We start from the raw sequence: 25,920 nt of genomic DNA on the forward strand, positions 1-25,920 counted from the left end.
CCCGCGGAGAATGCTGCTGGTGCGAGGGTAGTATGCCGAACGTCTTCCGGAAGAACGCCATGGCCGACTCAACAGAACCCACATCCGACGACGGCGGATGGGAGCGCAGGCGGCAACTATCGATCGAGGCGCACAGGCGCTATCTCGATGAGCTGCTGGCGATTCGCTCCGAATACCCGGGCATGACCGACTACGCGGCATCCAAGCGCGCGGGTGCCACGAAAGGAACGATGCCATGGGTGTGGAGCGCAGAAGGCGAGCTGTGCGAGACAATCAATTCGATGAACGCTTGGGGTGGCGCCCTGCACTCGTGGAAGGCTTGGAATCGGGTAGTAGCTTCATATGGGGATCTGGACGACCGCTGGACGATCCTCAGCGACCAGATCGAACCTCTCGCGTTCTTTTGCATGCTGCAGCCAAGCTGCCTTGCCGACCGCATCGCTGTCGTGGCGGAAGCCCTGCTGCACCAGGCCAACATCGCGGTGAGCCCAGGCTACAAGGATCGACTTGACCAGGATAGGGGTGGGTTGTTTCGGCGAAAGGACCGTCGGGCCCAGCTCAATCGACTGGGGCAGCCCTGGATGGCGTATCCCGTCTTTGGCACCGCGTTGGCGGACATGGATGGGCCGACGTACCGCCAGCTCACGCGCAACTTCCGCGACCTGTCCGCGCACTCGTTCGCACCGCGACTGATGATCGGCGAGATATCCCGCGCCATTCGAAAGATTGTGCCGTGGACCGACCTCGTTGAGCAATCAGATGGCACGTTCGTCGACGTTCCGCACGCGACGCGCAAGATGGTGCAGTACGGCATGAGCTCGATACAGCCGCTGCCGCTGGAAGCAACGCTTGCCGCAAATCTGGCCGAATATGTCAAAGCTCAGAAGACCATGGCCGCCCTCGCCGTGCTCATCGACGAACTGTGTGATTGCATCGACGCAACACCGACGTCGGCGCCTCCCCCACCCTCGCCATAGCGGGTTGGCGCTGGCCTGGCATCTGCCGATCTGATCACAGGCCGGGAATGAGCGAGCGCGTGGGCCGATAGCCGACTTCGAAGGATTTTGACTGCGCCTGGAGCCACCGTCATTGCTCGTTAACGATGCCCCAGATCGCTTCCTGGCATGGAGCGCCTGCAGCGGTCGTCGCATCCGTGTTGTCGCCACGCCCGTCCCGTGTATTGACCCTGGCGGCGGCCCCTCGAGTGGCTTATGGAAGACCACTCTACTCTTGGGCATCAATCGATCTTGATTGCAACGCCCAAGGCCTTGAGCACCGTGATGAACGAAGCGTCGCACGCCCCCGCCAAAGCTTTGAAGTGGGCGCGCAAGGTGCCGTGCTCGGCTCGCGCATTCTTGGCTTCCGCCGTGCGTTCCGACGGCGCCCCGTGACCCTTGAGCAGGCTGCGCAGCTTGTGCAGCCGGTACAGCGGGTCGATCACCGCCCTCGCCTCCTCCGCCGTATGGCCTTGAGCCTCAAGGTAGTCCTGCAGCAAGCGCAAAGACTGCCATTGCTTGTCGACCGTGCGGCCGGCATCGGCAGCGAGCTTTTGCAGCGGCTTTTGCAGGAAGCCTTCAACCAGCAGCTGATCCAGCGCCAAGATCTCATCACCCCACTCCGAGATCGAGTCAGTGGCGGGATGCCGGGCGGCGTCCATCAGTTCGTCGCCGCGCGTCTTCCACCACGTCGGCGGGGTCTCGTCGAGCTGGCGGACTTTGTACTTGAGCATGTGCAGCGGGTCGTACTCGCTGCTCCATTTCCCCTCAAAGTCGCTCTCGAACGCGCGCTTGGAGATGGAACCTTTGGGCCACTCGTTGAACGACTGCCAGTACACCTGCTCTTCGTACGGCAAATTGGCAAGGTCGCCGATGTAGGCGTGGACCTGCCCGGCTTCATTGATGTCGTACGACTTGAGGTGCCAGGCGTTGCGACAGCCAATTGTCCGATCGTTCAGGTCGTATTTTTCCGGGTCGTTCTTGAACCGGGTGAGCACCTCCGGCCGGAAGAACGCCGGCGAGAGCTCATACGGGTTTTCGGACTTCTCGAAGTAGTTCGACAAATGCCCCGGTGCGCACGAGGTTTCGAATTGGCGTTGATTCTTCCAGTCGATGATCTTGAAGGTGGCGTACTGTTTTTTCGAGTCGTCATCCTCATCCTTCCAATCCTGGACGAGCTGCTCGACGGTGATGTTGGGACGCAGAATCATGATGCCGTTGGCGTAGCTGGCATTCACAGAACGCCCTTGGTTGTAGAACAGGTCCGGCGCGGCCTTCTTGCTCGATTGGCGCTGTTGATCCCAGCCTCCGAAGTTCTTTGGCTGGTAGCGGGTGAAGTCGAACTTGAACACCAGCGTCATGTCGGCCAGGGCCATGTATATCGCCAGCTCCTTGATCAGGATAGTGACCACGACGGCGTCCGGTTCGTTGGCGGGCCCCTTAACGCAGGTAACGCGAATGACGTCCTCGATATCGCCGCGCTGATCGAGTCGGCAGTACGCTCTACGTTCGTCGAGCCAGTACAAGCCCAGGCTGTGCACCAGCTTCTGGCTCAGCTCCACCGGCGGCGGGCCTTTGGCCACACCTTTGAACGACCGACGGTAGATTAGCTTCTCGCCACCGACCAGCGAGTTGCAGCCCGAGTTGCTCAGCGGCGGCTCGAGGTACATGCGATGCCCTTCCCCGCCACCCCAGGCCATCTGGATGCGCCAGGCGTCGTCCGGCATCACGTAGGCGCGCAACAAGTCACCCTCATCGGCCGGAGTCACTTGCGCCGTGGGTGCAAGCACCCCGTGTAGCAGTACTGCGCCGCCGCTGGCGTAGAGCACCAGCTCATCGCGTGCGACGTTGTCCCGCAGGAAGTCGACCGCAGTCTCGGCGCCAAGCAGCCACTCAGCAGGATCGTCGGCGGGCGGCCACATCAAGCTTCGCAGGGACTGTTCGTTAAATCGCCGCATCACAGCAGCCCTCACACGCACGGGAGCAACACCTTCCTGACAGGCCGCCGCCACTGGCGCCGGATTGGCTTCCTTGGCGGCCGTGGGCACTGCTGCACCCGAGCCCGTCAGCTTCTCTGAGCGAGGTCGCCCGGCCGCGAGGTCGTGTGCGGAACGGTGCCAGGTCGTCAGCCAATGCGATGCTCCGGTGTCCAGGCGCGGTAACCGGTCAACGCTTCGAAGCGCGGGTCGTCGATTGTGATGATGTCGAGCACTTCCGACGGTGCCAGATCCCGTCGCACGCTCCAGTCGAAGGTCGGTGACGGCTCGGGGTGCTCGATCTGCTCGCTCACCGCATTCGACAGCAGGTGTGCCGCGCGGCATCCGTGCAAGTCGTCGACGGGCAAGGGCACGGCACACTTCACGATTGCCGGCCGGCCGAGCGCCGTCAGCACCGCGACAACCGAGGGGTCGTCTTCGAAGCCGGCATACAAGGCCTCGCCGCCCCAAGAACGAAAAAGTCGATACACGCCCGTCGGTTCGCGCAACGTTGAGCGATTGGGGCACAGCCATACTAAGCCAGTGCGTGTGCCGTGGCGATTGGACAGGTGCGTATGCAGTATGGGATGGTCAAGGAAGAAGCGGCACTGCGCCGCGCTGATCTCCCTGTCGTCGACCAGCGACTCGAGTCGCTCGCGCATCAGCTCCGGCGACAGTGTGCGCAAGCCATCACGACGAACCCGGCAGACTTCCGCGCGCGTCAGGCGCGTGCAGTGGTAGCCCACCAGGCGATGGCCGCTCAGCAGCGCCTCGGTGCGCGCAAGCACAGTGTCGTAGCCAGCGCGATGAGGGTTGATCGGTGGATCCATTCGCACCCGGACCTCCGTGCATCCGAGCCGATCAATGCGCCCTCGCTCTCGCTGGTAAGCGATCAGATCCTCGCGATTTTCTTCCACGAGAACGCGCACCGCGGCGGGCCAGGTCTGCGGCAGCTCCAGTTCGAAGTCTTCGGCATCCAACGTCATGGTGTAGTTGCGCTCCAGCCGGAGCGCCGGCTGCTTGATCCGACATGGGAGCCGCGGGAACACGGTTCAAGGGGGTAGGGAGAAGGACGCGTTTGTTGCGCCTCCTATCCAAATAACAGATTCGCTACGGGTCCGTAGCCTCGGCTTCGAGCGGCGGCGAAATATAGCGCAGCGACGAAGACCACCACGACCGTTGGATGGCGCCGGTGTCGGGAAAGAAGGGGCGTTCGGTCAGTTGGCAGCGACGCCGAACGCCTCTTTGGCTGGGAAGCGACCATCCCTTTAGTCAAATTTAGCGGAGCGGTCAGCCCGAATCCGTAAGTGATCAATAGCCCGGATACCCCTTCCAGTCACGCACCCGAACGTTGAAGCCCGGCCCCCTGCTCCCCTCGGCCGCATCAAACAGACCGCGTTGCGGGCCATCGGGTTCCGGTGGATTCATCTGGATCTGGTCGAGATACATCTTGTAACGCAAGCGTAAGCGGCCCCACTGGTCGACCGTGATGGAGCGGCCCGAGATTGTGTGCATGCCGCGCGGATAGGGCTGGGCGTCCTCACCGACCGTCTCGTCCGGGATCTGAATCCGTACTCGTTCGCGGGACCCAGGCTTCACCAGAAACCCCCACTGCTCCCGAATGGTGAACGGCCGCCCCGCCTTCGTGTTGATCACGCGCTCGGAAACGGTTAGGTCCTCGACTTCGATCAACGCCTTGTCTGCGCGCAGTGCGACATAGGATGCACGTGATAAATGGATCCAGTGCCGGTTCGCTAGGTTCTCCAGCACTTCGCGTCGAAACGTGATGGGGTCTGCCACCGCTTCGTCGCTTAACCCCGAGAGATCGATCTCAATCGTGTCGAGGCCGTTAGTGGCCAGCAGATCACGCTTGGGCTCGTCGACCTCGTGATGAACACGGATCTCGACGCAGAGCAAGTCAAACTCGATGTCTGAGGCCATTCCATGCACAAGTACGTCGGGCCGGGCGGCCCCGTCGAGCAGGGGCACCTCGACTCGGGCGTTCACGATCGCCAACGACTCCGGTTCGATGACGATATCTCCGCTCGCCCAACGCGGCAGCAGAACCGCGTCTGCTGTGGCCAGCACGTCTTTCGCCATCCGGTGCACTGCCGATTCGAAGCCGCCGGGGCACGACGACGTCCGCGCGTGCTGGAAGTGCCGAACGCGCCGCCGACCGGCGAAATCCCGGTTTCGGGCCACGAGTGCTTCTCCACACTCCGGGCACCTGCATCCGCACTCCAAGCCCAAGGCGACGTCGGATACGAAGACAGGCCGACCGTCCTTCATGCCGAAGGGGACGGTCAGTTTCCGAGGCGCGCGCTTGGACATGGGAAAGCTTGAGCAGTGACTATGCGACCAGGACGGGTCAGACCAGTTTCCGTAGCCCCGGTCTCATACCTTGAGACAGTCCCGCACCTGCGGAATATTGAGGGTCTGTCACGGTCTCGCTAGGGTCAACGAACCTACTGCACACTACGACGTCCGGTTTGGATCGAGCGTCACCCTTCCCTACCCTCGATAAATCCATCTAATCCGTTGCCGTGCCAGACGTCCGCTAACGGCCAGAAGCGGACATTCTGTCTGTTGTCTCCGCACCAACTCATTCCTTGGGCGCTTTGATTGTGTGAGTCCGCTTTGGGTCGCATCACGCTTTGCTTCTGGGTGTAGGAGAAGCCTGACCAACCCTTCATCAGGAGTTGGGCATGGCAATTCTTCACACATCTCAGCACCACGAGCCCTGGAACAAGGGCAAGCTGATCGGGCAGAAGGCACCGCTCAAGCTGAAAGACATCTGGGCTATTCGCATTCGCCTTCAGCTCGGCCACAAGGTCCGTGACCTCGCCCTCTTCAACCTGGCGATCGATTCCAAGCTACGCGCCTGCGACTTGGTGAAGCTGCGGGTATCGGATGTTTCCCATAGCGGTCAAATGGCATCCCGCGCCATCGTGATGCAGCAGAAGACCGGCCGACCCGTCCAGTTCGAGATCACCCAATCGACTCGCGAGGCCGTGCAGGCTTGGATCACCCACGCTGAGCTCAAGCAGTCGGATTTTCTATTTAGAAGCCGTATTTCGGACTCGCCCCACCTGTCGACGTCGGAGGCAGTACGCCCGCATCGTCCATCGCTGGGTAGAAGATGCTGGCCTCGAGTCGGGTTCCTACGGCACGCACACGATGCGCAGGACCAAAGCTTCGTTGATCTACCGCCGGACGCGAAACCTCAGGGCGGTTCAGCTATTGCTTGGGCATACGAAGCTAGAGAGCACCGTGCGTTACCTAGGTATAGAGGTCGATGACGCCCTGGAGATCGCCGAGCAGACGGATGTCTGAAGCCATAAGGCTCGCTCCTCGACCGCAGAGGGTCGGGGAGCGGCCAGAAGCGACTCAAAGCCGGGGGCCAGAAACCGTTCTCAAGGGACTACGCTGAGAAATAGTTCTGCGGGCAGACATCAGCAACTTATCATTCGCTAGAATCAAGCCAAATCTTTATTGGTCAGGGGAACGAGAAGGCATGTCAGCGACCGTGTCGAGCAACTTCTCCTTCCTCTTCGACCAAGAGCCACTCCTGTATCAGATTGCCACTGCTGCGGAAGCCTCTTTCTACTCAGACTCAAACGCTACGCTAGTCAAGCTTCGCCAACTGGCGGAACACCTGACGAGGAATGCCGCAGCGCAGCTTGGTATCGCCTCTGAGGCGGGCGACAATTTTTTTGGCTTGATTGCCTCGGTCAAGTCGCGGATCGACGTCGACGAGAAGGTCATACGACTTCTACACCACCTCCGCAAAAGCGGAAACGATGCTGTGCATGAATACAGGCAAGACAAGGCCGAAGCCGGACGAGCACTACGCTCAGCGCGCGAGGCTTGCATCTGGTACTACCGCACGTTCTGCCGTCCTCATCCTGGCTTCAAACCTGGTCCTTTTGTGCAGCCGCGCGACTGGAAGCAAGAGGAAGTGGATCTTCGAGCAGAAATCTTCCGCCTTGAGGCTGAACTCGAGAAAGAACGTAAGGACTCCGAAAAGAACAGCGAACTCGTCAGAAGTCTCACAGAGCAGAAAGACCGCCTGCACGCCGTCGTCAACGAGCGCACATTGGATGCCGAGGCCTCGCTCGCCTTGGCTGAGGAGCAGGAAACGAAACTAAAATTGCTCGTGGCAGAGTACGAAGGACGCTTGGCTGAGATCGCGAGCCGGACGAACGTGGACGACGACGCTGCGGCGACCATTTCGGAGAGATCCAAGGAGGCAGGCGAGCACGTCCAAGCGGAGTGGGCGCCGGACCTCCGGCTGCGAGACGCGTTCGACGGACACCAGCTCACCGCCAACCAGGAGAGCCTAGTCCTTGACCTCGAGGCGTTCCTGGCTGCCAAGAACGAGCACGTCTTCATCCTGTCCGGCCATGCCGGCACCGGCAAGACATTCATCACCAAGGGCCTTTCCGAGTTTCTCGCCGCCGCGGGTCGACAGTGCGTCCTGACTGCTCCAACCGGGAAGGCTGCGCGAGTCATAACGCAGAAGGCGGGGCGTGCGGCGACCACGATCCATAAGAAGATCTACTCCATGGATGACATCCGGGAGTACAAGGTCGATGAGCTGGATGGTTCCGAAACATACAAGCTGTATGCAGAAATCGAAGTCAACGATGACGCAGACAATGCCGTCTACGTCGTTGATGAATCCTCAATGGTTTCAGATGTTTACTCGGAAGGCGAGTTCTTCCGCTTCGGCTCGGGAAGGCTGCTCAGCGACCTGATGAAGTATGTGAATCTCGACCACAATGACCACACGAAAAAGGTCATTTTTATCGGGGACGCCGCCCAACTTCCGCCGGTCGGAATGAACTGCTCTCCGGCGCTTGATCAGCGGTATCTCGCCAAGACTTTCGGCGTGACCACTATCCGCCGATTCGAGCTGTCAGAAGTCGTTCGGCAAGATGCTGACAGCGGGATACTTTCATCCGCCAACGCGCTGCGGGATTCGCTCTCAAAGAAGGTCTTCAACAAACTCTCCTTGTCTACAGATGCGCCGGACGTGCAGACATGCTCCGAGGCAGACGACATGGTTACGGGCTATCTGACGGCGAGCGGCAACAAGGTCGCTGACTTAGCCATGATCATTGCCAGTTCGAATGCTGACGTAGCGTCGTTCAATGAACAGGTACGCCGCCGGCTTTTCCCTGATAAGAAAGATGTCACCCAAGGCGACAAGCTTGTTGTGGTAATGAACTGCCTCGTGGATGGAAACGCCCTCAACAACGGCGATCTTGTTTACGTTACGCGCGTTGGAGACGCACCGGAATCGAGGTCGGTCACGCTCCGGAACAAGAACAAGTCAACAGGGAAAGTGGAAGAGACGGAGGTGACCCTCAAATTCAGGGACGTGCAGATCGGCTTCCGGCTACCCAGCGGCGAAGTCGTGCGTGCGAACGTCAAGATCGTCGAGAGCCTGCTGTACAGCGGTCATCCGAACCTGAGCTCCGATGAGACTAAAGCCCTGTACATCGACTTCAAGCGTCGCAATCCTCACCTGCCCAAGCGCGGGAAGGAACTGCGTGATGCGCTTCGAGATGATTCGTACTTCAATGCGTTGCGTGTGAAGTTCGGCTATGCGCTCACTTGCCACAAGTCCCAGGGAAGCGAGTGGGCGGACGTCTTCGTCCAGTGCAAGACTCACCACGCGAATCCCCGCACCGAGGAATACTTCCGCTGGCTGTACACGGCCATTACCCGCGCAAGCAAGCGAGTCCACCTCCTCAACCCGCCTCACTTCCGCCCTTGGCAGGGCTTGGGTGGCGCCGGCAACCCTGGCCCGCCGCGACCTGCGACTCTCCCCTCAAAACCGGACCTTGGCGCACCGGTGACTGATGACCCCGCTCCTCATCGCGCGCCGCCATCCGAGCCTGAGCTCGCTCGTTCAGATGAAGCTGACGAAAGCACTTCCTCTTTACGTACTGGCGATCCCATCCTGGATGGCATCTACCACGCAGTGTCCAACAGACTTGAAGGCATGGAGGGGGTAAGAATCGAAAGGATCGATCACCATGCGTGGCAGGAGGCCTACTACATCTCCGACGGAACGCGCTTCACCAGAATCAACATTGCGTACAACGGCAAGGGCATCGCCGCCAGCATCATGCCTGTCCCAAGGGACGAGTTCGGTCTGGAGATCGCCGATCGACTTTCAGGGGTGAAAGGCCGTCAGTTCCCCGATCGAAAGCCACACAAGGCCCACGAATCGCGGTTCACGCGCGATGTTTTCAATGAGTTCTTCCCAGTGTTCTCCAAGGCAGCCGTCTCGAACGGCCTGCAGATCATCGGGGTCACCGAGGAGGCTTGGAACCTGCGCCTCGTGCTGGCCAGCGGCACAGCAAGAGGTGAATTGGCAATCTACTGCGATGGCAGAGAGCGCATCAACAAGCACGCCTGGATTGGTCGTCCGCCGCAAGATCCGTCCCTGCAACAGGCGCTGGACGCAACCATGGCCAACCTCTGACCCACTAAGGAACCGGCTTAGCTCGTCGTCGAGATCCGCACCGCCCGCCAGCCATACCCTTCCTTTTTGGGGTGACGGGCGTAGACCGCCACAACGCCGACCTCATCAACGTGCTCTGGGACGGTCTTGACCACATTGGGTGGCACGAAGACATCTTCCACGAAGGCATGCGCCGAGGACTCTTGGCGCCGCAGTCTTCCCTGAATTTGCTTCACATCCGTATCAGGCAATTGAGCGGGACTTGCGGCAAACAGATCGATGCGACCGTTCCTCGGATTCGTGGTCATTCGGAACGACACTCCGTCACCAGCGCCCATCTTGTTGCCCGAAGCGGAATCATTGTCGACAGGGAAATCACCGAGATCACGGCCGGCAAAGATCCGCATGGGCTTCCCGTCGGCGGCCTCCTGAACAACAACCCCATGGCCAATGGCCGTCCGATCCCAAGCCTCTCCGTCCGGGCGACGAATGATTTGAACAACCGTTTCCTCGATCTCGCCCGCTTGCCGGCCAAGCACCAAAGCCACCGGCTCCCCCTGCCTCCATGGAACCTTGCGAAGATGCGGGCCAAGGATGCTGACCGACTGGCCTTCTTCGCGCATAACTGCGAATCGCGTGCGAGGTCGCGGTTTCCATCCCGGCTTGGCGTCCCGCGGAGGCGGAAGGTTCAGCACGCCAAGGAACGTTGCCGGTCGCGTTTCGACTTCATCGAAGCAAAGGGCCAGCGCCGGCGGGGCATGCTCGGCGTAGTAGCGCTTCGGATCCTGAGCATCCGTCGTTTCGGGATTGTACCAAGGCTCGCGCATGAGATTTTCCAGCTCGTCTCCCAAGCGCCACCCCTGCTCCTCCCGACTGGCCGCTGCGATCCTGATTTCGACGGAGGCTTGCGCGAACTCAGCACGCTCAGCCAGCATCTCTGCCAGCTCCCGGTGTGCCTTGGCCACAAACTCTGGAGATGAAGGGCACAATAGAGCTTGGCAAAAGCAAGCCTGTGCCAAATCGGGGTCATCCGTTATGTATAGCCGACCTGCTTCGGCCCAGACCCAGAACTCGTTCCGCTTGGCCTTGATCACGGCTGATAGAGCAAGGGCCGCTTCTTCGTACCGCTCCAGCCGCCGCAGCATGCCGGCCCTGTCCCACTGCAGCCATAAGCTGTCGTCCCCCCTCGCGACGGGAGCCGCAGCGTCTAGCCATTGCATCGCCTCTTCCAAACGCTCGACAGAGGTGTCGCGGGCTTTCGTCCATTTCGTCAGCGCGCGGGCAACCGATACAACTAGGGCCGGCCATGTCCCATCGTTGGAAGACTGGGATATCCAGTCTTCCTCCCGGAGGCCTTCGATTCCAACCCACTTGACGAACGCAGCGAACCGGGGGAACTCGGGGCCAATGCGACATAGCTGTTGAAGTACCACCGAGCAGGCCATCCCTGGGCACTGTGCAGGTAGCTTGGTAAGCTCCGTCAGCGCTTGGTCGATACGATGCAGGTCTACTTGCTGAGGTCGCTTGTCTGCCTTGACTGCCTCGGCCGCATTCCTTAACGCCGGCTTGGCCTGATCATAGATCAGCCACTCGAGCATTGACCGCGTTCGGAAATCGCGAGGGTCAGTCTCGAGCAAGTCGTAGGCGAGTTTTTTGCCTTCGACAATGTTTCCCTGCTTGCGCAATTCTTGAACGTGTTTCCAATCCACCACATCCCCCAAGATGTGCCGACATTTGTCGTACATACTACTCAGTGCAAGACTCACTTCGCCGCTTACGGGAACTGTAACGCCAGCTACTGCAACTTCCGAATGACTATCGGTGGTGTTGCCTTTGGCATTCGACATCACGATGCAGCGAACGTCTGGTTAGGGTCGCAAGGAGCCACATAAAACCTCTCTGACTAACCCGGGCTCTTCGCTACACCCTCGGTCTTCCATCCCCAGCCCGCGCCCGAAGCGCCTCGTACAGCTGCGCCGGCCCGAGCAGGATGTCCTTCAATCCATCCCGCACCCGTTCCGACTCCAGCGCCTGACTGCTCATCGTCGTGTGCGCGTCCAGAGCATCCATGATCGCGTGCAGGAGAGCGTGCTTCAGGTCCGGGGAGTTGGCGAATTGTTCCTTGCTGTTGTCGGTCGCCTGCTGGATCAGCGTTTCGTTCTCCAACAGCTTGCCCTTGATGACGCCGTTCACGTAAACGAGCTGATCGCCGTCGGAAAGCTGACCCTCGAATAGCCCGTTGACCTTCTCGATGATCTCGTTGAGGTAGGCCTGCTGCTTGTCTTGAACGTGACCACTGCCAACCGCTTCCATCGGTTGCAGTTTGTAGGCGCCATCCGCATTGAGGTTCAGCGGCTGCTTGCCGCCGCTGCGCAGGGTGTGATGTGTTAGCACCACCTTGGAGAGGTCCACGGTCGCGCGCTCGCGCCCGAACTCCAGCAGTGGCAGCAGGCGCTTGTAGAACAGGAACCGCTTCTCGATGTCGGTGTTGCCGTAATCGAACATCTGCGACAGGAAGGCATACAGCCGGTTGAACGACGCCATGTCCCCCTTGAAGAGGACCAACGCATCCAGCTCGTCCTTGGTGGTCTTTTCCGCTTGGCCGTCCTCTGCGGCAATGGCAGCCGTGCGTGACTGCTGCGCCGCCCGGTAGCGTTTCAGCAGCCTGTCGGCGACGGGATGGATGGCGGCCACCAGCTGCGCCTGGGTGGCTCTCGGATCCATCTCCACCTTCACCAGCCGCTCCACCTCGAAGTCGTCGTAATGGCCGGCAGCATCCAACTTGGCGCGGAGGTCGAAGATCAGGTTCGGATCGGTCGTGGCTTCGAGCTCGGCGGTCTCGTAGTAGGTCTTGAAGGCATGCAGCACGTCCGCGGCATCATTGACGAAGTCCAGCACGTACGTGGTCGTCTTGCCGGGGTGCGCGCGATTCAGGCGCGACAGCGTCTGTACTGCCTGGATGCCGCCCAGCTTCTTGTCCACGTACATGCCGCACAGCAGCGGCTGGTCGAAGCCCGTCTGGAACTTGTTGGCCACCAGCAGCAGATGGAACTCCTGCTGCGCGAAGGCTTCGCGAATGTCCCGGTTCTTCAGCCCGGGATTGAGCAGCTTGCTGGATTCGGTGACCGGCTCGGGATAGGACTCCTGATCATTGACCTCGCCGGAGAACGCCACCAGGACGCCCAGCGGATAGTGCTGCCGCTCGATGTACTCGCGGATTGCCTTCTGCCAGCGCACCGCCTCCTGCCGGGACGACACCACCACCATCGCCTTGGCCTGCCCGTCCAGCAGCGGCTGCACGTTCTCGCGGTAGTGCTCCACCACGATCTGCACCTTGGCAGCGATGTTGTAAGGGTGCAGGCGAACCCACTGCATGATCCCCTTCATTGCCGTGCTGCGCTCGACCTGGGTCTGGTTGATCCCCTTGCCGTCATGCGCTAGACGGAAGGCCAGGTCGTAGGGCGTGTAGTTGAGTAGGACATCGAGGATGAAGCCCTCCTCGATGGCCTGCCGCATGGAGTACACATGGAACGGCTGCGGCAGCCCGTCCGGACCGGGGCGACCGAACAGTTCCAGCGTCTTGCCCTTGGGCGTGGCGGTGAAGGCGATGTAGGTCAGTCCGGATTCCGTGCTGCGGGCCCCCATCTGGGCAGCCAGCAGGGCCTCCGTGTCGATTTCTCCACCGTCTTGCAGGTCGGCCCACTCCTGCGCACTCAGCAGCTGCTTCAGCTTGGCTGCCGCCTGTCCTGTCTGCGAACTGTGCGCCTCGTCGGCAATCACGGCGAACCGCTTGCCCTCTGTCGCGGCCAGCTCCTGCACGGCCTGTAGCGCAAAGGGGAAGGTCTGGATGGTGCAGACGATGATCTTCTTGCCGTCCTTCAGCGCCTGCCCCAGCTGGGCGCTCTTGCTGCCCTGCTCGCCGGTGATCGTTGCGACCACGCCAGTGGTGCGCTCGAAGTCGAAGATGGCTTCCTGCAGCTGGCTGTCCAGCACATTGCGGTCTGAGACCACCAGCACGCTGTCGAACACCTTCACGTTGTCACGGTGCAGATCGGCCAAGAAGTGGGCCGTCCACGCAATCGAGTTGGTCTTGCCGGAGCCGGCTGAGTGCTGGATCAGGTAGCGCTGGCCAGCACCGTGCGCCTGCACGTCGGCCACCAGCTTCCGGCTGGCGTCCAGCTGGTGGTAGCGCGGGAAGATCACCGACTGCAGCTGTTTCTTCTCATCGCGCTTGCCGATCAGGTATCGGCCCAGGATCTCCAGCCAGCTGTCAGGTGCCCAGACCTCCTCCCACAAGTAGCGAGTGGCAATGCCCTCCGGATCGGGGGCATTCCCCGCTCCACCTTCGTTGCCGCGGTTGAACGGCAGGAACCGGGTTTGCTCTCCGGCCAGCCGGGTGGTCATCATCACCTCGGCCTGGCTGACTGCAAAGTGCACCAGTGCACCACCGGGGAAGGCCAGTAGCGGCTCGCGGAGCCCGCCCTTGGGGTGCGGATGCCGGTCGAACCTGTACTGGTCCACCGCATCGCCCACGCTCTGGGTGAACTCCGACTTCAGCTCTGCCGTTGCCACCGCAATACCGTTGACGAACAACACCAGGTCCAGGCAATCGTTGGGGCGATTGGGCGAGTGCTTGACCTGCCGCACCACCCGCAGGCGATTGGCCGCGTAGTGCTGCTGGGTCACAGGGTTCATGGCCAATGCCGGCTTGAATTGCACCAGCGTCAACGGCTGCTTGAGCCCCAGCATCTCCACGCCACGGCGCAGCACGTCCAGCGTGCCGCGCTCGTCGAGGTTCTTGCGAATCCGTTCTGCCAAACGTTCGGCCAGCTGCGGGCCGTGGGTCTTCTGCAGTCGCTGCCAGCTCTCCGGCTGGGTCGCCTCGATCCACGCCAGAAGGTCCGGAAGGAACAGGCCGGATTGGCGGTGGTAGTGGGCGGCATCTCCTTCGCCATACAGCCAGCCCTTGGCGGACAGCTGCTCGCAGATCTCGCGCTCGAAGTGCTGCTCCTGATGCAAATTCATTGTTTCCCCCTGATGCCCAGGCTCAACCTTCCTGGTAGCTGCGATCCAGCAGCGGTTTGGCCTTGTCCATGTCTGCCTGGGTGCGGAGCGTCAGCTCCAGATCGCCCGTCCCCCATGTGCCGATGTTGCGGGTATCCCGACTGAACCCGTCCTCCAGCGTAACCGTGTCCGGATCCAGCTTCAGCATCACCAGCAGCTTGTCCCGGTAGGGAATGACGCAGGCGAAGTTCTTCAGCCGCCGAAAGGCGGTGTAGAGCTTCAGGTGTTTTTCCTGCACGTCATCGCCCAATGCATTGAGATAGCTGGCAAGGGATTCGTAGAGTTGTCGGATCCCCGGCTGTGCCTGCGCAAGCTGCTCCGCGGCCGTCTTGTCCTTCCCGCCTGGCTTGGGGGCACCGGTCGTGGCTGCAGACGCCTGGGTCTTGCCGGCCGTGGCGTCGCTCACGCTGACCGCATTAACCAGCTCCAGCAGCAACAGGTCATCGCCGAACAGCTTGTAGCGGATCAGCTCGATGTTGCGGGGAATCTGCTGCACGGCGTGCTGGTCGTAGCGGGTGAAATCGGCTGCGATGCACAGCAGGCGCGTACCGGCCCAGTCGATGGCATCCGCGACTACTTTGCCCAAGCGCTCCATGACGAGCCAGCGGAACTCGGCCTGATGGTCCAGCAGCCAGTCCAGGTAGAACAGGCCCTGGTTGATGACGTTCTCGTTGCTGTGGCGCTTGTACTCCACGATGACCGGGCAACCGTTCTCGTCCAGCCCCAGCGAATCGATACGTCCCTTGTGGGTCTTGCCCGTGGCGTACTCGCTGGCGAGAAAGCGGACCCCGAGGAATGCCGGCATCTGGGACTCGATCAGCGCCTGCAACTGGCGCTCCACGGCCACTGCGCGGCCGGGCAGCTCAATCGCCTGTCCTTCGCTCAGGCGGAACAACTGGATATCACTCATGTCCCGGATGTCCCCTCATGTGGACGGAATGCTTGCCCAAGAACCAACGTCCCGTCACGCGGCTGCGGCGGTATTCGCCCAGATAACCGATGCGACGATCAAAGAGCTCCGCCCGCCACGATCGCTCGCCCAGCGGTGGCAGGTTTGCTTCCAGCGCATGCAGGTCGGCCAGCCAGTGGTCCAGCCCCTCTGTGACCAGCACAGCGCGGCGCTGCTGCGGGACCAGATGTACCAGCGGGTTCGCAGACGGCTCGACCGTGGGCGGGCCGGCATGCGCTGCAAGGTGCAGCGGATCGCTGCCGCCGTAGAACGGATCGTGGTGATGGACCTGGCCGCGCCGGGCAAAGCTGCGCCACCAGTCCTCGTCCGGCCAGCGCGAATGCTGCGCGAGCCAGGTCGGCGACGGGCCGCCGTCGATCAGGGCCGACTGAGGCAATTCGTAGCCGACACCGGCAGGCAACCACGACCACGCGGCGTAGTAGTCGATGAGGTCGTCGGCGGCCCACACCCGTTGCACCAGCGCCAGCACGGGCGAATCCTCCACAGGCTTGCCGGCGGCGTACCACCACGCAAGCCCACGACCGACATCGGCCCAACCCAGCAGGCTGGACAGTGTGTAGTGCAGCGCGCCCCAGTGGGCGCAGGCCTGCTCGAATGGCCCGGTTGTCGGACGCGGGATCGCGCTTTCCAGCCGGGAGTCGGCCAGCGCGCGGAAGACCGCGGGGACGTCGCGGAGCCAGGGATCGGTCATGCCGCTTGCGACTCCACTGCGCCGCGCACGTCGATCTGGCCGGTGACGGCGGCGGCGATCAGGGCACTGCGACGCTCCTTGAGCAAAGCAATTCCATTTTCGGCCTCCTCGCTCAGCTTGGCTAACTTGGCAAGTGCATCGTCCAGAAACTCTGAAATTGCCTCCTGTTCCACTTTAGACGGCCTTGGAAAACGATATCTACGAAGCTGTTCGCCGGTCAGATGGGCAATCGTTGCTTGCCCCTCGCCGGCGAACGCCCCTGCCTTCGATGCCCACGAAAAGATGTAGAACATATATCTCGGACACTCGGACTCGGAAAGCGCTCTGAGGCGATGCAAGGCCTTTTGATAGCCGATGACCGAGTCGCCAACATTCACCACAGCTGTCCGTCCGACTTCACCACCCTCGCAGACTAGAAGATCACCATCCCGAACCGTGTATCGCGCAATCTCGTCCGGCTTAATATCCATTGCGGGCAGGTTTTCGTAGTTGATGGCATCCCATTGGACGTCGACGTTACGGAGGTAAGACACCAAGTACCGACCAGTTATGCGATCCGTGTCGAGCATCTTTCCTAGCTCCGACGAATACCGTAAGTACAGAGGGGGCAAATCCCATTGCGCCGGCACCTCGCCCAGCCAGGGGATGCCTGAGTCCTTCATCGGGGCGTTGGGGTCAAGGCCGCGCGTGACCGAATGGGAGATGGTGGCCTGGCGCTTTTCGGCCAGCAGCGCCAGCAGCTTTTCCTGCTCGGTGATGAGCGCGTCGATCTTGGCGGTTTCCCGGTCGAGAAAACTTGCAATCGCATATTGCTCGCCGAACGAAGGAGTCCACAGGGGAATGCGAGCAAGTTCAGAAGCGTTGATCGCTGGATAGCTGACCCCAGTAGATCGCGCGATGACCTGATGAACGAATGCTTCGCATTGAAGTCCGTACTTCAAATACCCGGAGTACTGGCCCGACTTTGGGCGCACCACTGCAAAACCTGTGGAGGCGATGAGGTTCGGTGCTGGCAAAGCCACCGGAGCGATCGCCTTGAGATACGTTCGAACTGTAGATACCAGCACGTCACCATCGCGAACAATACGCCGTGCCCGCGATGGTGCATTGGAAAACGTCATGGGTTCGCTGCGTTCGATCCCTCGGGTGAGGCTCACGCTTCCGATATCGACGTACTCGATCTCTAGCTCCGGGTCGGTGGATTCCGGGAGCGTCTCATCGTTCAACGTTGCCAGCACGCTGATTGGGGTAACCGCCCAGTGGGATGGGATATCTCCTATCCATTCAACGCCACTGGGCTTGTACTCCGGATACCTCGGCAGGCTCATTCCGCCACCCCCCCCAGCATCCGCATGATATTGCCGGCCACCTGCTTCAGCTCAGCGTCGATCTCCTCGAGCGGTCGCGGCGGCTCGAACACGTAGAAGTGGCGATTGAACGGAATCTCGTAGCCGACCTTGGTCTTGGCCTCGTCGATCCACGCATCAGGCGCGTGCGGCAGGACCTCGCGCCGGAAGTAGGCCTGGATGTCCTCGCCCAGCGGCACGTTTTCGGTGTCGCGCAGGCTGCTGTCGGGCTGGGGCTTGCCCTTCTGCTTGCCCTTTTCGAACGAGACCACGTTGCCGGCTTCGTCGCGCAGCGGGCGCTCCACGGTGATGGTGGTGTAGCCGAAGGCCTGATTGTCGAAGATGCGAGAAATCGGCACGCGCTTGAGCTTGCCACCTTCGGGCGGCACCGGCAGGTTGTCGGTGCCAGTGACGATGCACTGCTCGACTTCGTTACCCGCAGCATCCAGCACGGTGACGCGCTCGGCCTCGGTGAAGTCGCCGAACAGCCGGGTGACAGTGGCGATGTCCTCCTCGCCCATTTCCTTGCGCTTGCTGCCCAGGCTCTTGCGCATCTTGCGCCAGAAGCTGCTGGCATCGATCAGCTGCACCTGCCCGCGGCGGTCCGCAGGCTTCTTGTTGCTGACGATCCAGACATAGGTGGCGATGCCGGTGTTGTAGAACATGTCGGTGGGCAAACCGATGATGGCCTCGACCAGATCGTTTTCCAGCAGATAGCGGCGGATCTCGCTTTCGCCACTGCCGGCGCCGCCGGTAAACAACGGCGAGCCATTGAGCACAATGCCGAAGCGGCAACCGCCCTCGCCGTTGACCACCGGCGCCATCTTCGACACCAAGTGCAGCAGGAACAGCATCGAGCCGTCGGACACGCGCGGCAGGCCCGGTCCGAAGCGACCGTCGAAGCCCTTCTGCTCGTGCTCATCCGTGACCACCTTCTGCACTTTCTTCCATTCCACGCCGAAGGGCGGATTGGCGAGCATGTAGTCGAACTTGCGGTGGGTGAAGCCGTCTTCGCTGAGCGTATTGCCCGGCACGATGTTGCCCACGTCCTGACCGCGGATCAGCATGTCGGCCTTGCAGATGGCGTAGGACTCGTCGTTGAGCTCCTGCCCGTACAGGGTCAGGCGGGCCGCCGGGTTGTGCTCTATCAGGTGCTCGGCCGCGACCGAGAGCATGCCGCCCGTGCCGGCGGTGGGGTCGTAGATGGTGCGCACCACGGCATTGCCGGGGGTCAGCACGTCGTTGTCCTCGATGAAGATCAGGTTGACCATCAGCCGGATCACTTCGCGCGGGGTGAAGTGCTCACCAGCCGTCTCATTGGAGAGCTCGGCGAACTTGCGGATCAGCTCCTCGAAGACCAGACCCATCTGGGCGTTGTCCACCCGGTCCGGGTGCAGGTCGATGTTTGCGAACTTCTCGGTGACCAGGTACAGCAGCTTGTCCTTGGCCAACCGCTCGATCTGGGTATAGAAGTCAAACCGCTCGAAGATGTCGCGCGCCTCGGGAGAGAACGCCTGCACATAGCTGTAGAGGTTCTGGCGGATGTGATCCTGATCGCCCAACAGCTTGGGCAGATCCATGGGAGAGGTGTTGTAGAACCGCGCTTCGCCCACGATCCGGCGGAGGAAGGGGTCGGGATTGACGCCCGCCTCGGTCTTCTTGGCATGCTCGGCCAACACCTTGCCCTTGGTCGGGGCCAGCACGCAGTCCAGCCGGCGCAGCACGGTAAACGGCAGGATGAAGCGCCCGTATTCGTGCGGCTTGTAGTTGCCACGCAGCAGGTCGGCGACGGACCAGATGAAGGACGAAAGAGCAGCCTGATTCATGCGACGCGGGTTCCCCTGTTTCTGGAGCAAACCCGGATGATAGTCGAGGCTGTCGCGCGGGCTGAGATCTACGCAGGATCACTCTGCAACTCCGAATCCAGAATTACAGTCCGAACCTTAAGGATCGGAATTTTCTGACTCGACGGTACGAGGTTGCCTGATCGCGAGCAGAAGGCTCATTGCGTAGTCTGGCCCTGTCGGTAACGCACGGGACCAGCCATCTGGCCAGGACATCCACCCGTTGCGCGCCCCGTCTGGGAGGACGGGGCTGCCGGCCGCGCTGGCCTGGTTTCAAAATTCCATCCGGCAGGTCTAAGGCGCGAGCTTGCCCCAATTCCGCTGGTAGCTCAGGGCTGACACTGATCTAACGGCACCGCCCAGCCTCGATCATCTGCTTCGGCCAACAGTTCCGTGTACGCCTCACGAAGATCGGGCGATGCGCCATCGGCCCAAGCATGTGAGGCCAGGTCTCCCGCTACCTCGTCCCAACCGGTCCAAAAGTCGATATGCGAGGTCGATGCCTCTGTATGAGCCATGTAGTCGGACAACGCTTTAAGACGTGGATCGATCATGCGGCCTCCTGGACCAGTTCGTAGTACGGATGACGCTTGTCGTCGAAGATGGCGAACAACTCTTCGTCTGAACGACCCTGAGGCGTCAGCCACGCGATTGCATGCTCTGGCTTGATGTTGATGACGGTGCGGTCGTGGCCCTGCGCGGCCACTTCGGGCTCAGGCTCGTCGGTAATGGCGGCGAACGACCACAAGTCAGGTTCTTTCCCGCTGGGATCAGTCCAGTGGGAGTACAGACAGGCGATGAACATCGTCTCGCCGGTACTGGGCTGGAAGTGGATCTCCTTCGACCCGCCTTGCCCGTCATCCACATTCTCGTAGAAAGTTTCGGCGAGCATGAGGGCATGGGTGTGCCCGAACTGTGGACGCCAGAATTTCTGAAGATTGTCCCGTCGGGCGTTGTACTTGCCCGACACCTGCCCCGTCTTCGTGTAGTCGGTCCTGGGATCCATGCCTTGGGGCCGACACAGGTAGCGCATCGGCCGAACGATGGGCTTGCCGTCCTCCACCAGGAGGACCGGGGCATACCACAGAGGGAAGATACGATCGTCTTGCGTTGGCTTGTGGCTGGTGCGCTTGGCCTCGGCAATCCAGCGCTCCATCTGCTTGATCTTGTTGGTAGCGATCCGTTGTTCGTTGGCCGCGGTCTTCGTCGGCTTGGTGGCCAGCTTGGCCTCGGCCGCAGCCAACCGTACCCGCTGCTTTTCCAGCTCTGTCTCGCTTTCTCCCAACTTAAGGCCGTTCCAAGTGGCGACCAGATCCTGGATCGCGCGCTCCAAGGCAGTCTTCGGGCGCAGGAAGTTCAGATCCATCCCTTTGGGGATCTTGGTGCCGTCCGACAACTTGTTCCTGACTCTATACCGCTCTTCTCGGCCCAGGTACAACTCCCAGAACGCTTTGATGTCGATGTCGGCACCGAAACGTTTCACGTAGCCGTCGTAGAGGGTCCAGGCTTCTGCGCTGTAGCACATTCGATCTTCCTCAACTCTATTGGCGCTGGGTGCGAACAGTGCGCGATGTCGCATCCCGACGCGATCCTGGAGAAGCCTATAACACGCGCGTGACGGGTAGCCGGCACATGCGGTCGCGCACCCGAAGCCGGATTTCGGCCTATTTCGGACCTCTCCGCTTGGTGCGGCGCCATCGCCAGTCTGGGCCCCGGCTGGTCGATACCTCTGTTCAGGAACTGCCGTTAGTATTTTTACTACCTGCGAGGCTATCCTGTGTCCCCGGTGCGCGCCCCCACCATTCCAGCTGAGGGGCTGCGATCTCATCGGGTGAGTCACCGACCCCTGAAGCTCGCACCCATGTTGATCCCCGTCTCCTCTCGCCCCCTTCCCGCTCCGCCCACTCTGCTGGGTCCAGCGCAATCGCTCACCACCCCTGCGCTGCCGCTGCTGCTTACGCGCGCAGCCTGCGGGTTCCCCAGCCCGGCCGAAGACTTCTTCCAGGAGGACGACCGGCTGGACCTCAACGAGCGGCTGATCTCCAACCCGCCAGCCACCTTCCTCATGAAGGCAGACTGTGGCGGCTCCATGGTCGACTACGGGATCCAGGACGGCGATCTGCTCGTTGTCGACCGGTCCGTTTCCCCGCGCCCAGGGCACACGGTGGTGGCCCTGTGGGAAGGGGGCTTCGTGTGCAAGAAGCTCTATGTCCGCGGCAACAGGATCGTGCTAGCTTCAAGCGCTGGCTACCCGCCCATCATCGTCCCCGAGGACATCGAACTCGATATCTGGGGCGTGGTGCGGAGTAATATCCACTTCCACCTCTGAGCCCGGCCATGGTGTCGCGCCCTTCAGAGATTGAACCTCCACGCTTTGGCCTGATCGACGGAAACACGTTCTACGTGTCCTGCGAGCGGGTGTTCGATCCCCGATTGCGTGGCAAGCCCACGGTCGTGCTGGGCAACGGGGATGGCTGTTGCATCGCCCTGTCCCCCGAGGCCAAGGCGCTGGGCTTGAAGATCGGCGTGCCCATCTTCCAGGTGCCGAAGGACATCCGCAACCAGGTGCAGGTGCGCTCCGCCAACTTCGCGCTGTATGGGGATCTGTCGGCCCGGATCGTGTCGATCCTGCATGACCTGTTTCCGCGGGTCGAGGTGTACTCGATCGACGAGAACTTCGTGGATGTGGCGGGCATGAAAGATCCAGTGGGTGCCGCGCTGGAAGCGCGCGAACGGATCCTGAAGTGGATTGGTATCCCTTGCTGTGCTGGACTCGGTGCGACCAGAACCTTGGCGAAAGCCGGCAACAAGCTGGCGAAGGATCAATCCAAGCGCGCGGTCAATGCCGGTGCGCTGTCAGTGTTCCATGCCACTCCACACAAACTGGACGCCTTGGCAGTAGAGGACGTATGGGGTGTTGGGCGACGCTACGCCGCCCGCCTGAATGCCGAAGGGGTGAAGACCGCCGCAGAGCTCGTCGCGCTCCCTGCTGACCATGTGCGTGCCAGCTACGGTGTGGTACTGGCGCGCACGCATATGGAACTTCGTGGCGTGCCCTGTGGTGATCTGGAACTCGAAGAGCCGGATCGCAAGCAGTTGGTGGTGAGCCGTACTTTCGGACGAGACGTGGTGGACCCGATGGAGGCCTTGGCGACCTTTGCCACGGTTGCCTGCGAGAAGCTGCGCAAACGCGGCCTGGCCGCCGGCGCGCTATGGGTGTGGCTGGACGGCAACCCGTTCAAAGGCGATAGCTTCCATGCAAGCCGTGCAGCGCCGTTCCCCATTCCCACGCAGGACACGGCCGAGGTGTTGCGTGCCGTGCGGTTCCTTGCCATGTCCATCATGCGCCAGACAGGCAAAAGCCGTGGCGTTCAAGCATACAAACGCGGCGGTGTCGGCCTGACCGATCTCGTCGGGGCCGAGGACCGGCAAGCGGACTTGTTCTTCAGGCCCAACGAAAAGGCCGAGAGAGGGATGGCAGTGCTGGATAAGATCAACGCCAAGTTCGGCCGCGGCACCTTAGGTGTTGGCACCGTGGGCTGGCGCGTAGGTGGCGCGATGGCTGGCGAGCGGCGTATGGGGTCAAAGGATGCTCAGTGGCGCCCTACGTTGCAGGCCTTGTCGCCCAGTTACACCACGAAGTGGGGAGACTTGTTGGCGGTGAGGTAGGCGTCCGCTCACGAGCAGTAGGTAAACGCCGCGGCCAGGATTTAGCCCCACGCATTGGGCCCTGACCGGGGTTCGAATTTGACGGGGATCACCTAGTTTTGGTCGCACGCGACGGTTTCTTCAAGGGTGCGTCGGCTAGAGGAAGCCCATCGTGCCACCCCACCTATGAGTGTTGTGCATCGATCGCCAGCGCCAGCTCGGAAGCACGGTGTACCCCTCTGCGTGTTCGCGCGCACCCTTCCCGCATCGATTATCCTTGACCCCATGACACGCCGCCCAGTTCCCCCCATGAAACGCTCCCGCCATACGGCGCTTGTGCTAATGGGTGCCGCGCCCCTGCTTCTGACTGCCTGCTCGCAGGAGCCGCAGCTTCAGACCGCGGAAGGCTTATTCACCTCGGTCGAGGCGTGCATCGACAAGACCCAGAACCCCTACATGTGCAACCAGGCCTTCACCCAGGCCCAACAGCAGGCTGCAAGAGCGGCCCCTCAGTTCTCGTCCGTGCTCGAATGCGAAAACCAGTTCGGGCACGGACAGTGCGGCACGCAGCAGACGACGGGCGGCCAGTCGTTCATCGGCCCGCTCATGACCGGCTTCTTTCTCTCGCAGATGCTCAACGGACGCAGCGCAGGCTTGGCACAGACCGCTGGCTCCGCACCGCCGCCGGGAACGATCAAAGGCGAACCCGCGTTTCGCACCGCGCACAACGACTGGCTGAAGCCAGGTCCATCGACGGGCGGTGCCGGGGCGGCTGCGCTTACCCGGGTCGATGCCCGGCCCGACCGTGCCATGACGGTGCGCCGTGGTGGCTTTGGCACCACCGCTGCTCGTCGCTCCGGCAGCTTCGGCGGCTGATGCGCCGCGTTCCTATCGCCCCGCGGCCGGACTGGCGACGACGCGCGGAGGCCTGCGGCTTCCAGTTCCACACCATCGACGGGGCGCCCTATTGGGACGAAAGCGCGTATTACGCGTTTACCTTAGAGCAGATCGAACAGCACCTCGAATCACCCACGATCGAGTTGCACCAGATGGCACTCGCGCTGGTGGACGAAGTAGTGGCCAGCGACGCCCTGATGGAGCACTTGGCCATACCGGACGCGTTCCGTGACTACGTTGCGCAGAGCTGGCGCCGCCGGGATCCGCACCTGTACGGACGCATGGATTTCGCCTACGACGGTCATGGGCCCGCGAAGCTGTACGAACTCAACTATGACACCCCTACCTCGCTCTACGAGGCCGCGCTCTTCCAGTGGGAGTGGCTGGAGAACCAGCGCAAGCGTGGCGCCCTGCCCCCGCAGGCGGATCAGTTCAACAGCCTGCACGAAGCTCTTGTGGGACGTTTCGCCGAACTCGCGATGCGACTGAATCCACCGCTTTACTTTGCCGCGGTGGGTCTCAGCGCGGAGGATCAGGGCACGGTGGCTTACCTGCGTGACTGCGCCACCCAAGGTGGGCTGTCTGCCGGCGCGATAGCACTCGAAGACATTGGCGTTGCTTCGGACGGACGATTTACGGACCTCGACGATATCGCCATCGGCTCGCTGTTCAAGCTCTATCCGCTGGAAGACCTGTTTTCGGATCCGTTTGGCCTTGAGCTGCTACGGTCAAACCTCCAGTTACTGGAGCCTGCGTGGAAGCTGGTGTTGAGCAACAAGGGCGTGCTGCCGTTGTTGTGGGAACGCCATCGCGGCCACCCCAACCTGCTTGAGGCCTACTTCGACGATGGCGCCCCGCTCAGGCCGGGATGGGTGCGCAAACCGCTGTTCTCACGCGAGGGCGCGAACGTGGAGATGCACTTGGCCAATGGGCGGTTCCTGCACGAAGCCGGGCCATACACCGGTATGGCTATTCGGCAGCAGTTGCATTTGCTGCCGTCTTTTTCGGGACGCTATCCCTTGATCGGCAGTTGGGTGATAGGAGACGCGGCTAGTGGCATCGGCATTCGCGAAGACTCCAGCCCGATTACGCGTGACTCGGCGCGGTTCGTGCCCCATGCGATCGTTGACGAGGCTGTCGGGCTCATCACCATCGAAGCTTAAGCCCTGCCGCTCCGCTCCGGGTGGGCCAAGAGTGCACCCTACCTATCCCCGGCAAACATCCCGCCTCACGTCCTCAAGCTAATCGGATGGGCCTGATCACCTAGCGGACACCTTAGGCGTTAGCCTGCCATGCGAGGGCTGTCATTGACATATGGCGCAAGTAGTTCGACACCACCGAAACAAGCAAGACGAAAACTACGAAGGCGCTCGTGCGAGGTCACCTGCCTCGATCCTATGCAGTTCGTCCAGAACCGCCGCGACGCCCGCCGTGGTGCCCAGCAAGTCCAGCGGACGGGCGCCTAACACCGGACTGGAAGCAGCCAACCATCGCCAAGCCGCGTTCGCATCCTCGAAGACAGCGACTGCGCGTGTAGCCACCACCTGGCCGGACGCCGCCGCTTCGGCCACCGCCTGAAGCCGGGTAGCTTCGTCGGCCGCGCGTGAGGCGCGTAAGCGGTCGCGCTCGTGGATTGCCTCGCGTTTCAAGTACAGCCCGCCCCCCAACGCAACCGCCAGCAGCAGGGAAAGAATGATGTAGTCAGTCATTGCCTTGAGTTCCGACGTCTGTCCGGCGGTGCCAGCGAACCTATGCCCGAATCGAGATCGGCATAGACGTTGTCGCTCCTGGCTTCGATGATTATCGAAGCCGGAGGATAGCCGATCATCAAGGCCTAAGAACCGTAACCTTGTAATACAATTTGTAATACAAAGCCGAGGGAATCAGCGGTACCTCTTCGGCTCTGGGAGGCAAGCCCCAACGCGCCGGTGACACCCCCCGCATAGCAGCTGGCCTGCAGCCTCTGACGGTGCCTAAAGTACGCCCCTCACGTGTCGCCACAGCTCCCAGCTGG

At 61.5% G+C, this 25,920-nt stretch carries 18 protein-coding genes and 1 pseudogene; 7 read left to right on the forward strand and 12 right to left on the reverse strand.

The window, feature by feature from the left end:
* The first annotated feature begins 32 nt into the window (after positions 1-32).
* Positions 33-977, forward strand: coding sequence for a hypothetical protein (locus LIW09_RS06135; protein ID WP_256647062.1), 945 nt, complete (start codon positions 33-35; stop codon positions 975-977).
* Between the two features lie 260 nt (positions 978-1,237).
* On the opposite strand, the gene LIW09_RS06140 is transcribed toward LIW09_RS06135, so the two are convergent.
* From LIW09_RS06140 to LIW09_RS06150, 3 genes are all read right to left on the reverse strand, one after another.
* The gene (locus tag LIW09_RS06140) at positions 1,238-3,043 is read right to left on the reverse strand and encodes a hypothetical protein (protein WP_256647063.1); all 1,806 of its coding nucleotides are present in this window, start codon (positions 3,041-3,043) and stop codon (positions 1,238-1,240) included.
* 77 nt (positions 3,044-3,120) lie between these two features.
* Positions 3,121-3,957 carry a hypothetical protein gene (locus LIW09_RS06145; protein WP_256647064.1) on the reverse strand — a complete coding sequence of 279 codons (837 nt, stop codon included), beginning with the start codon at positions 3,955-3,957 and terminating at the stop codon, positions 3,121-3,123.
* 325 nt (positions 3,958-4,282) lie between these two features.
* Positions 4,283-5,071, reverse strand: a complete 789-nt coding sequence (locus LIW09_RS06150; protein ID WP_256647065.1) for a single-stranded DNA-binding protein — start codon at positions 5,069-5,071, stop codon at positions 4,283-4,285.
* Positions 5,072-5,676: 605 nt separating this feature from the next.
* On the opposite strand from LIW09_RS06150, the pseudogene LIW09_RS06155 reads away from it, so the two are divergent.
* Together LIW09_RS06155 and LIW09_RS06160 are read left to right on the forward strand one after the other, a co-directional pair.
* A pseudogene (locus LIW09_RS06155) lies at positions 5,677-6,304 on the forward strand (tyrosine-type recombinase/integrase).
* 181 nt (positions 6,305-6,485) lie between these two features.
* On the forward strand, positions 6,486-9,467 hold the full coding sequence (locus LIW09_RS06160) for an AAA family ATPase (protein ID WP_256647066.1): 2,982 nt from the start codon (positions 6,486-6,488) through the stop codon (positions 9,465-9,467).
* Positions 9,468-9,484: 17 nt separating this feature from the next.
* Here LIW09_RS06160 and LIW09_RS06165 read toward each other — a convergent pair whose 3' ends face one another.
* The 8 genes from LIW09_RS06165 to LIW09_RS06200 form a co-directional block, all read right to left on the reverse strand.
* The gene (locus LIW09_RS06165; RefSeq protein WP_256647067.1) at positions 9,485-11,293 is read right to left on the reverse strand and encodes a tetratricopeptide repeat protein; all 1,809 of its coding nucleotides are present in this window, start codon (positions 11,291-11,293) and stop codon (positions 9,485-9,487) included.
* Between the two features lie 73 nt (positions 11,294-11,366).
* Positions 11,367-14,471, reverse strand: coding sequence for a type I restriction endonuclease subunit R (locus LIW09_RS06170; RefSeq protein WP_256647068.1), 3,105 nt, complete (start codon positions 14,469-14,471; stop codon positions 11,367-11,369).
* Positions 14,472-14,493: 22 nt separating this feature from the next.
* The gene (locus LIW09_RS06175; protein ID WP_256647069.1) at positions 14,494-15,420 is read right to left on the reverse strand and encodes a DUF5655 domain-containing protein; all 927 of its coding nucleotides are present in this window, start codon (positions 15,418-15,420) and stop codon (positions 14,494-14,496) included.
* Positions 15,413-16,171, reverse strand: a complete 759-nt coding sequence (locus tag LIW09_RS06180) for a hypothetical protein (protein WP_256647070.1) — start codon at positions 16,169-16,171, stop codon at positions 15,413-15,415. The genes LIW09_RS06175 and LIW09_RS06180 overlap by 8 nt, the downstream gene beginning before the upstream one ends.
* Positions 16,168-17,499, reverse strand: a complete 1,332-nt coding sequence (locus tag LIW09_RS06185) for a restriction endonuclease subunit S (protein ID WP_256647071.1) — start codon at positions 17,497-17,499, stop codon at positions 16,168-16,170. The genes LIW09_RS06180 and LIW09_RS06185 overlap by 4 nt, the downstream gene beginning before the upstream one ends.
* Entirely contained in the window at positions 17,496-19,343 is a 1,848-nt protein-coding gene (locus tag LIW09_RS06190) for a type I restriction-modification system subunit M (protein ID WP_256647072.1), read from the reverse strand. The genes LIW09_RS06185 and LIW09_RS06190 overlap by 4 nt, the downstream gene beginning before the upstream one ends.
* A 347-nt stretch (positions 19,344-19,690) precedes the next feature.
* Positions 19,691-19,915, reverse strand: a complete 225-nt coding sequence (locus LIW09_RS06195) for a hypothetical protein (protein ID WP_256647073.1) — start codon at positions 19,913-19,915, stop codon at positions 19,691-19,693.
* Positions 19,912-20,886: an SOS response-associated peptidase family protein gene (locus LIW09_RS06200; RefSeq protein ID WP_256647074.1), complete on the reverse strand. Its 975-nt coding sequence runs from the start codon at positions 20,884-20,886 to the stop codon at positions 19,912-19,914. The genes LIW09_RS06195 and LIW09_RS06200 overlap by 4 nt, the downstream gene beginning before the upstream one ends.
* Before the next feature lie 336 nt (positions 20,887-21,222).
* On the opposite strand from LIW09_RS06200, the gene LIW09_RS06205 reads away from it, so the two are divergent.
* The 4 genes from LIW09_RS06205 to LIW09_RS06220 all read left to right on the forward strand — a co-directional run bounded on the left by LIW09_RS06205 (position 21,223) and on the right by LIW09_RS06220 (position 25,069).
* Positions 21,223-21,690, forward strand: a complete 468-nt coding sequence (locus LIW09_RS06205; protein WP_256647075.1) for a LexA family protein — start codon at positions 21,223-21,225, stop codon at positions 21,688-21,690.
* A gap of 8 nt (positions 21,691-21,698) precedes the next feature.
* Positions 21,699-23,030, forward strand: a complete 1,332-nt coding sequence (locus LIW09_RS06210) for a Y-family DNA polymerase (RefSeq protein ID WP_256647076.1) — start codon at positions 21,699-21,701, stop codon at positions 23,028-23,030.
* 288 nt (positions 23,031-23,318) lie between these two features.
* Positions 23,319-23,885, forward strand: a complete 567-nt coding sequence (locus LIW09_RS06215) for a DUF1190 domain-containing protein (protein WP_256647077.1) — start codon at positions 23,319-23,321, stop codon at positions 23,883-23,885.
* Positions 23,885-25,069 carry a glutathionylspermidine synthase family protein gene (locus tag LIW09_RS06220; protein WP_256647078.1) on the forward strand — a complete coding sequence of 395 codons (1,185 nt, stop codon included), beginning with the start codon at positions 23,885-23,887 and terminating at the stop codon, positions 25,067-25,069. The genes LIW09_RS06215 and LIW09_RS06220 overlap by 1 nt, the downstream gene beginning before the upstream one ends.
* A 195-nt stretch (positions 25,070-25,264) precedes the next feature.
* Here the strand turns inward: LIW09_RS06220 and LIW09_RS06225 are convergent, their stop codons facing one another.
* A complete protein-coding gene (locus LIW09_RS06225; RefSeq protein ID WP_256647079.1) occupies positions 25,265-25,615 on the reverse strand; it encodes an MbcA/ParS/Xre antitoxin family protein in 351 nt (116 codons plus the stop codon).
* Positions 25,616-25,920: the final 305 nt, after the last annotated feature.

The organism is Thermomonas paludicola (assembly GCF_024498955.1).
In the GTDB taxonomy this organism is placed as follows: domain Bacteria; phylum Pseudomonadota; class Gammaproteobacteria; order Xanthomonadales; family Xanthomonadaceae; genus Thermomonas; species Thermomonas paludicola.

Coding starts and splice junctions, on each gene's coding strand:
- LIW09_RS06195 (WP_256647073.1), bottom strand. CDS start 19,915: ATGATCGATCCACGTCTTAAAGCGTTGTCCGACTACATGGCTCATACA.
- LIW09_RS06215 (WP_256647077.1), top strand. CDS start 23,319: ATGAAACGCTCCCGCCATACGGCGCTTGTGCTAATGGGTGCCGCGCCC.
- LIW09_RS06190 (WP_256647072.1), bottom strand. CDS start 19,343: ATGAATCAGGCTGCTCTTTCGTCCTTCATCTGGTCCGTCGCCGACCTG.
- LIW09_RS06170 (WP_256647068.1), bottom strand. CDS start 14,471: ATGAATTTGCATCAGGAGCAGCACTTCGAGCGCGAGATCTGCGAGCAG.
- LIW09_RS06145 (WP_256647064.1), bottom strand. CDS start 3,957: ATGACGTTGGATGCCGAAGACTTCGAACTGGAGCTGCCGCAGACCTGG.
- LIW09_RS06205 (WP_256647075.1), top strand. CDS start 21,223: ATGTTGATCCCCGTCTCCTCTCGCCCCCTTCCCGCTCCGCCCACTCTG.
- LIW09_RS06165 (WP_256647067.1), bottom strand. CDS start 11,293: ATGTCGAATGCCAAAGGCAACACCACCGATAGTCATTCGGAAGTTGCA.
- LIW09_RS06200 (WP_256647074.1), bottom strand. CDS start 20,886: ATGTGCTACAGCGCAGAAGCCTGGACCCTCTACGACGGCTACGTGAAA.
- LIW09_RS06210 (WP_256647076.1), top strand. CDS start 21,699: ATGGTGTCGCGCCCTTCAGAGATTGAACCTCCACGCTTTGGCCTGATC.
- LIW09_RS06225 (WP_256647079.1), bottom strand. CDS start 25,615: ATGACTGACTACATCATTCTTTCCCTGCTGCTGGCGGTTGCGTTGGGG.
- LIW09_RS06180 (WP_256647070.1), bottom strand. CDS start 16,171: ATGACCGATCCCTGGCTCCGCGACGTCCCCGCGGTCTTCCGCGCGCTG.
- LIW09_RS06185 (WP_256647071.1), bottom strand. CDS start 17,499: ATGAGCCTGCCGAGGTATCCGGAGTACAAGCCCAGTGGCGTTGAATGG.
- LIW09_RS06175 (WP_256647069.1), bottom strand. CDS start 15,420: ATGAGTGATATCCAGTTGTTCCGCCTGAGCGAAGGACAGGCGATTGAG.
- LIW09_RS06150 (WP_256647065.1), bottom strand. CDS start 5,071: ATGGCGAAAGACGTGCTGGCCACAGCAGACGCGGTTCTGCTGCCGCGT.
- LIW09_RS06160 (WP_256647066.1), top strand. CDS start 6,486: ATGTCAGCGACCGTGTCGAGCAACTTCTCCTTCCTCTTCGACCAAGAG.
- LIW09_RS06220 (WP_256647078.1), top strand. CDS start 23,885: ATGCGCCGCGTTCCTATCGCCCCGCGGCCGGACTGGCGACGACGCGCG.
- LIW09_RS06135 (WP_256647062.1), top strand. CDS start 33: ATGCCGAACGTCTTCCGGAAGAACGCCATGGCCGACTCAACAGAACCC.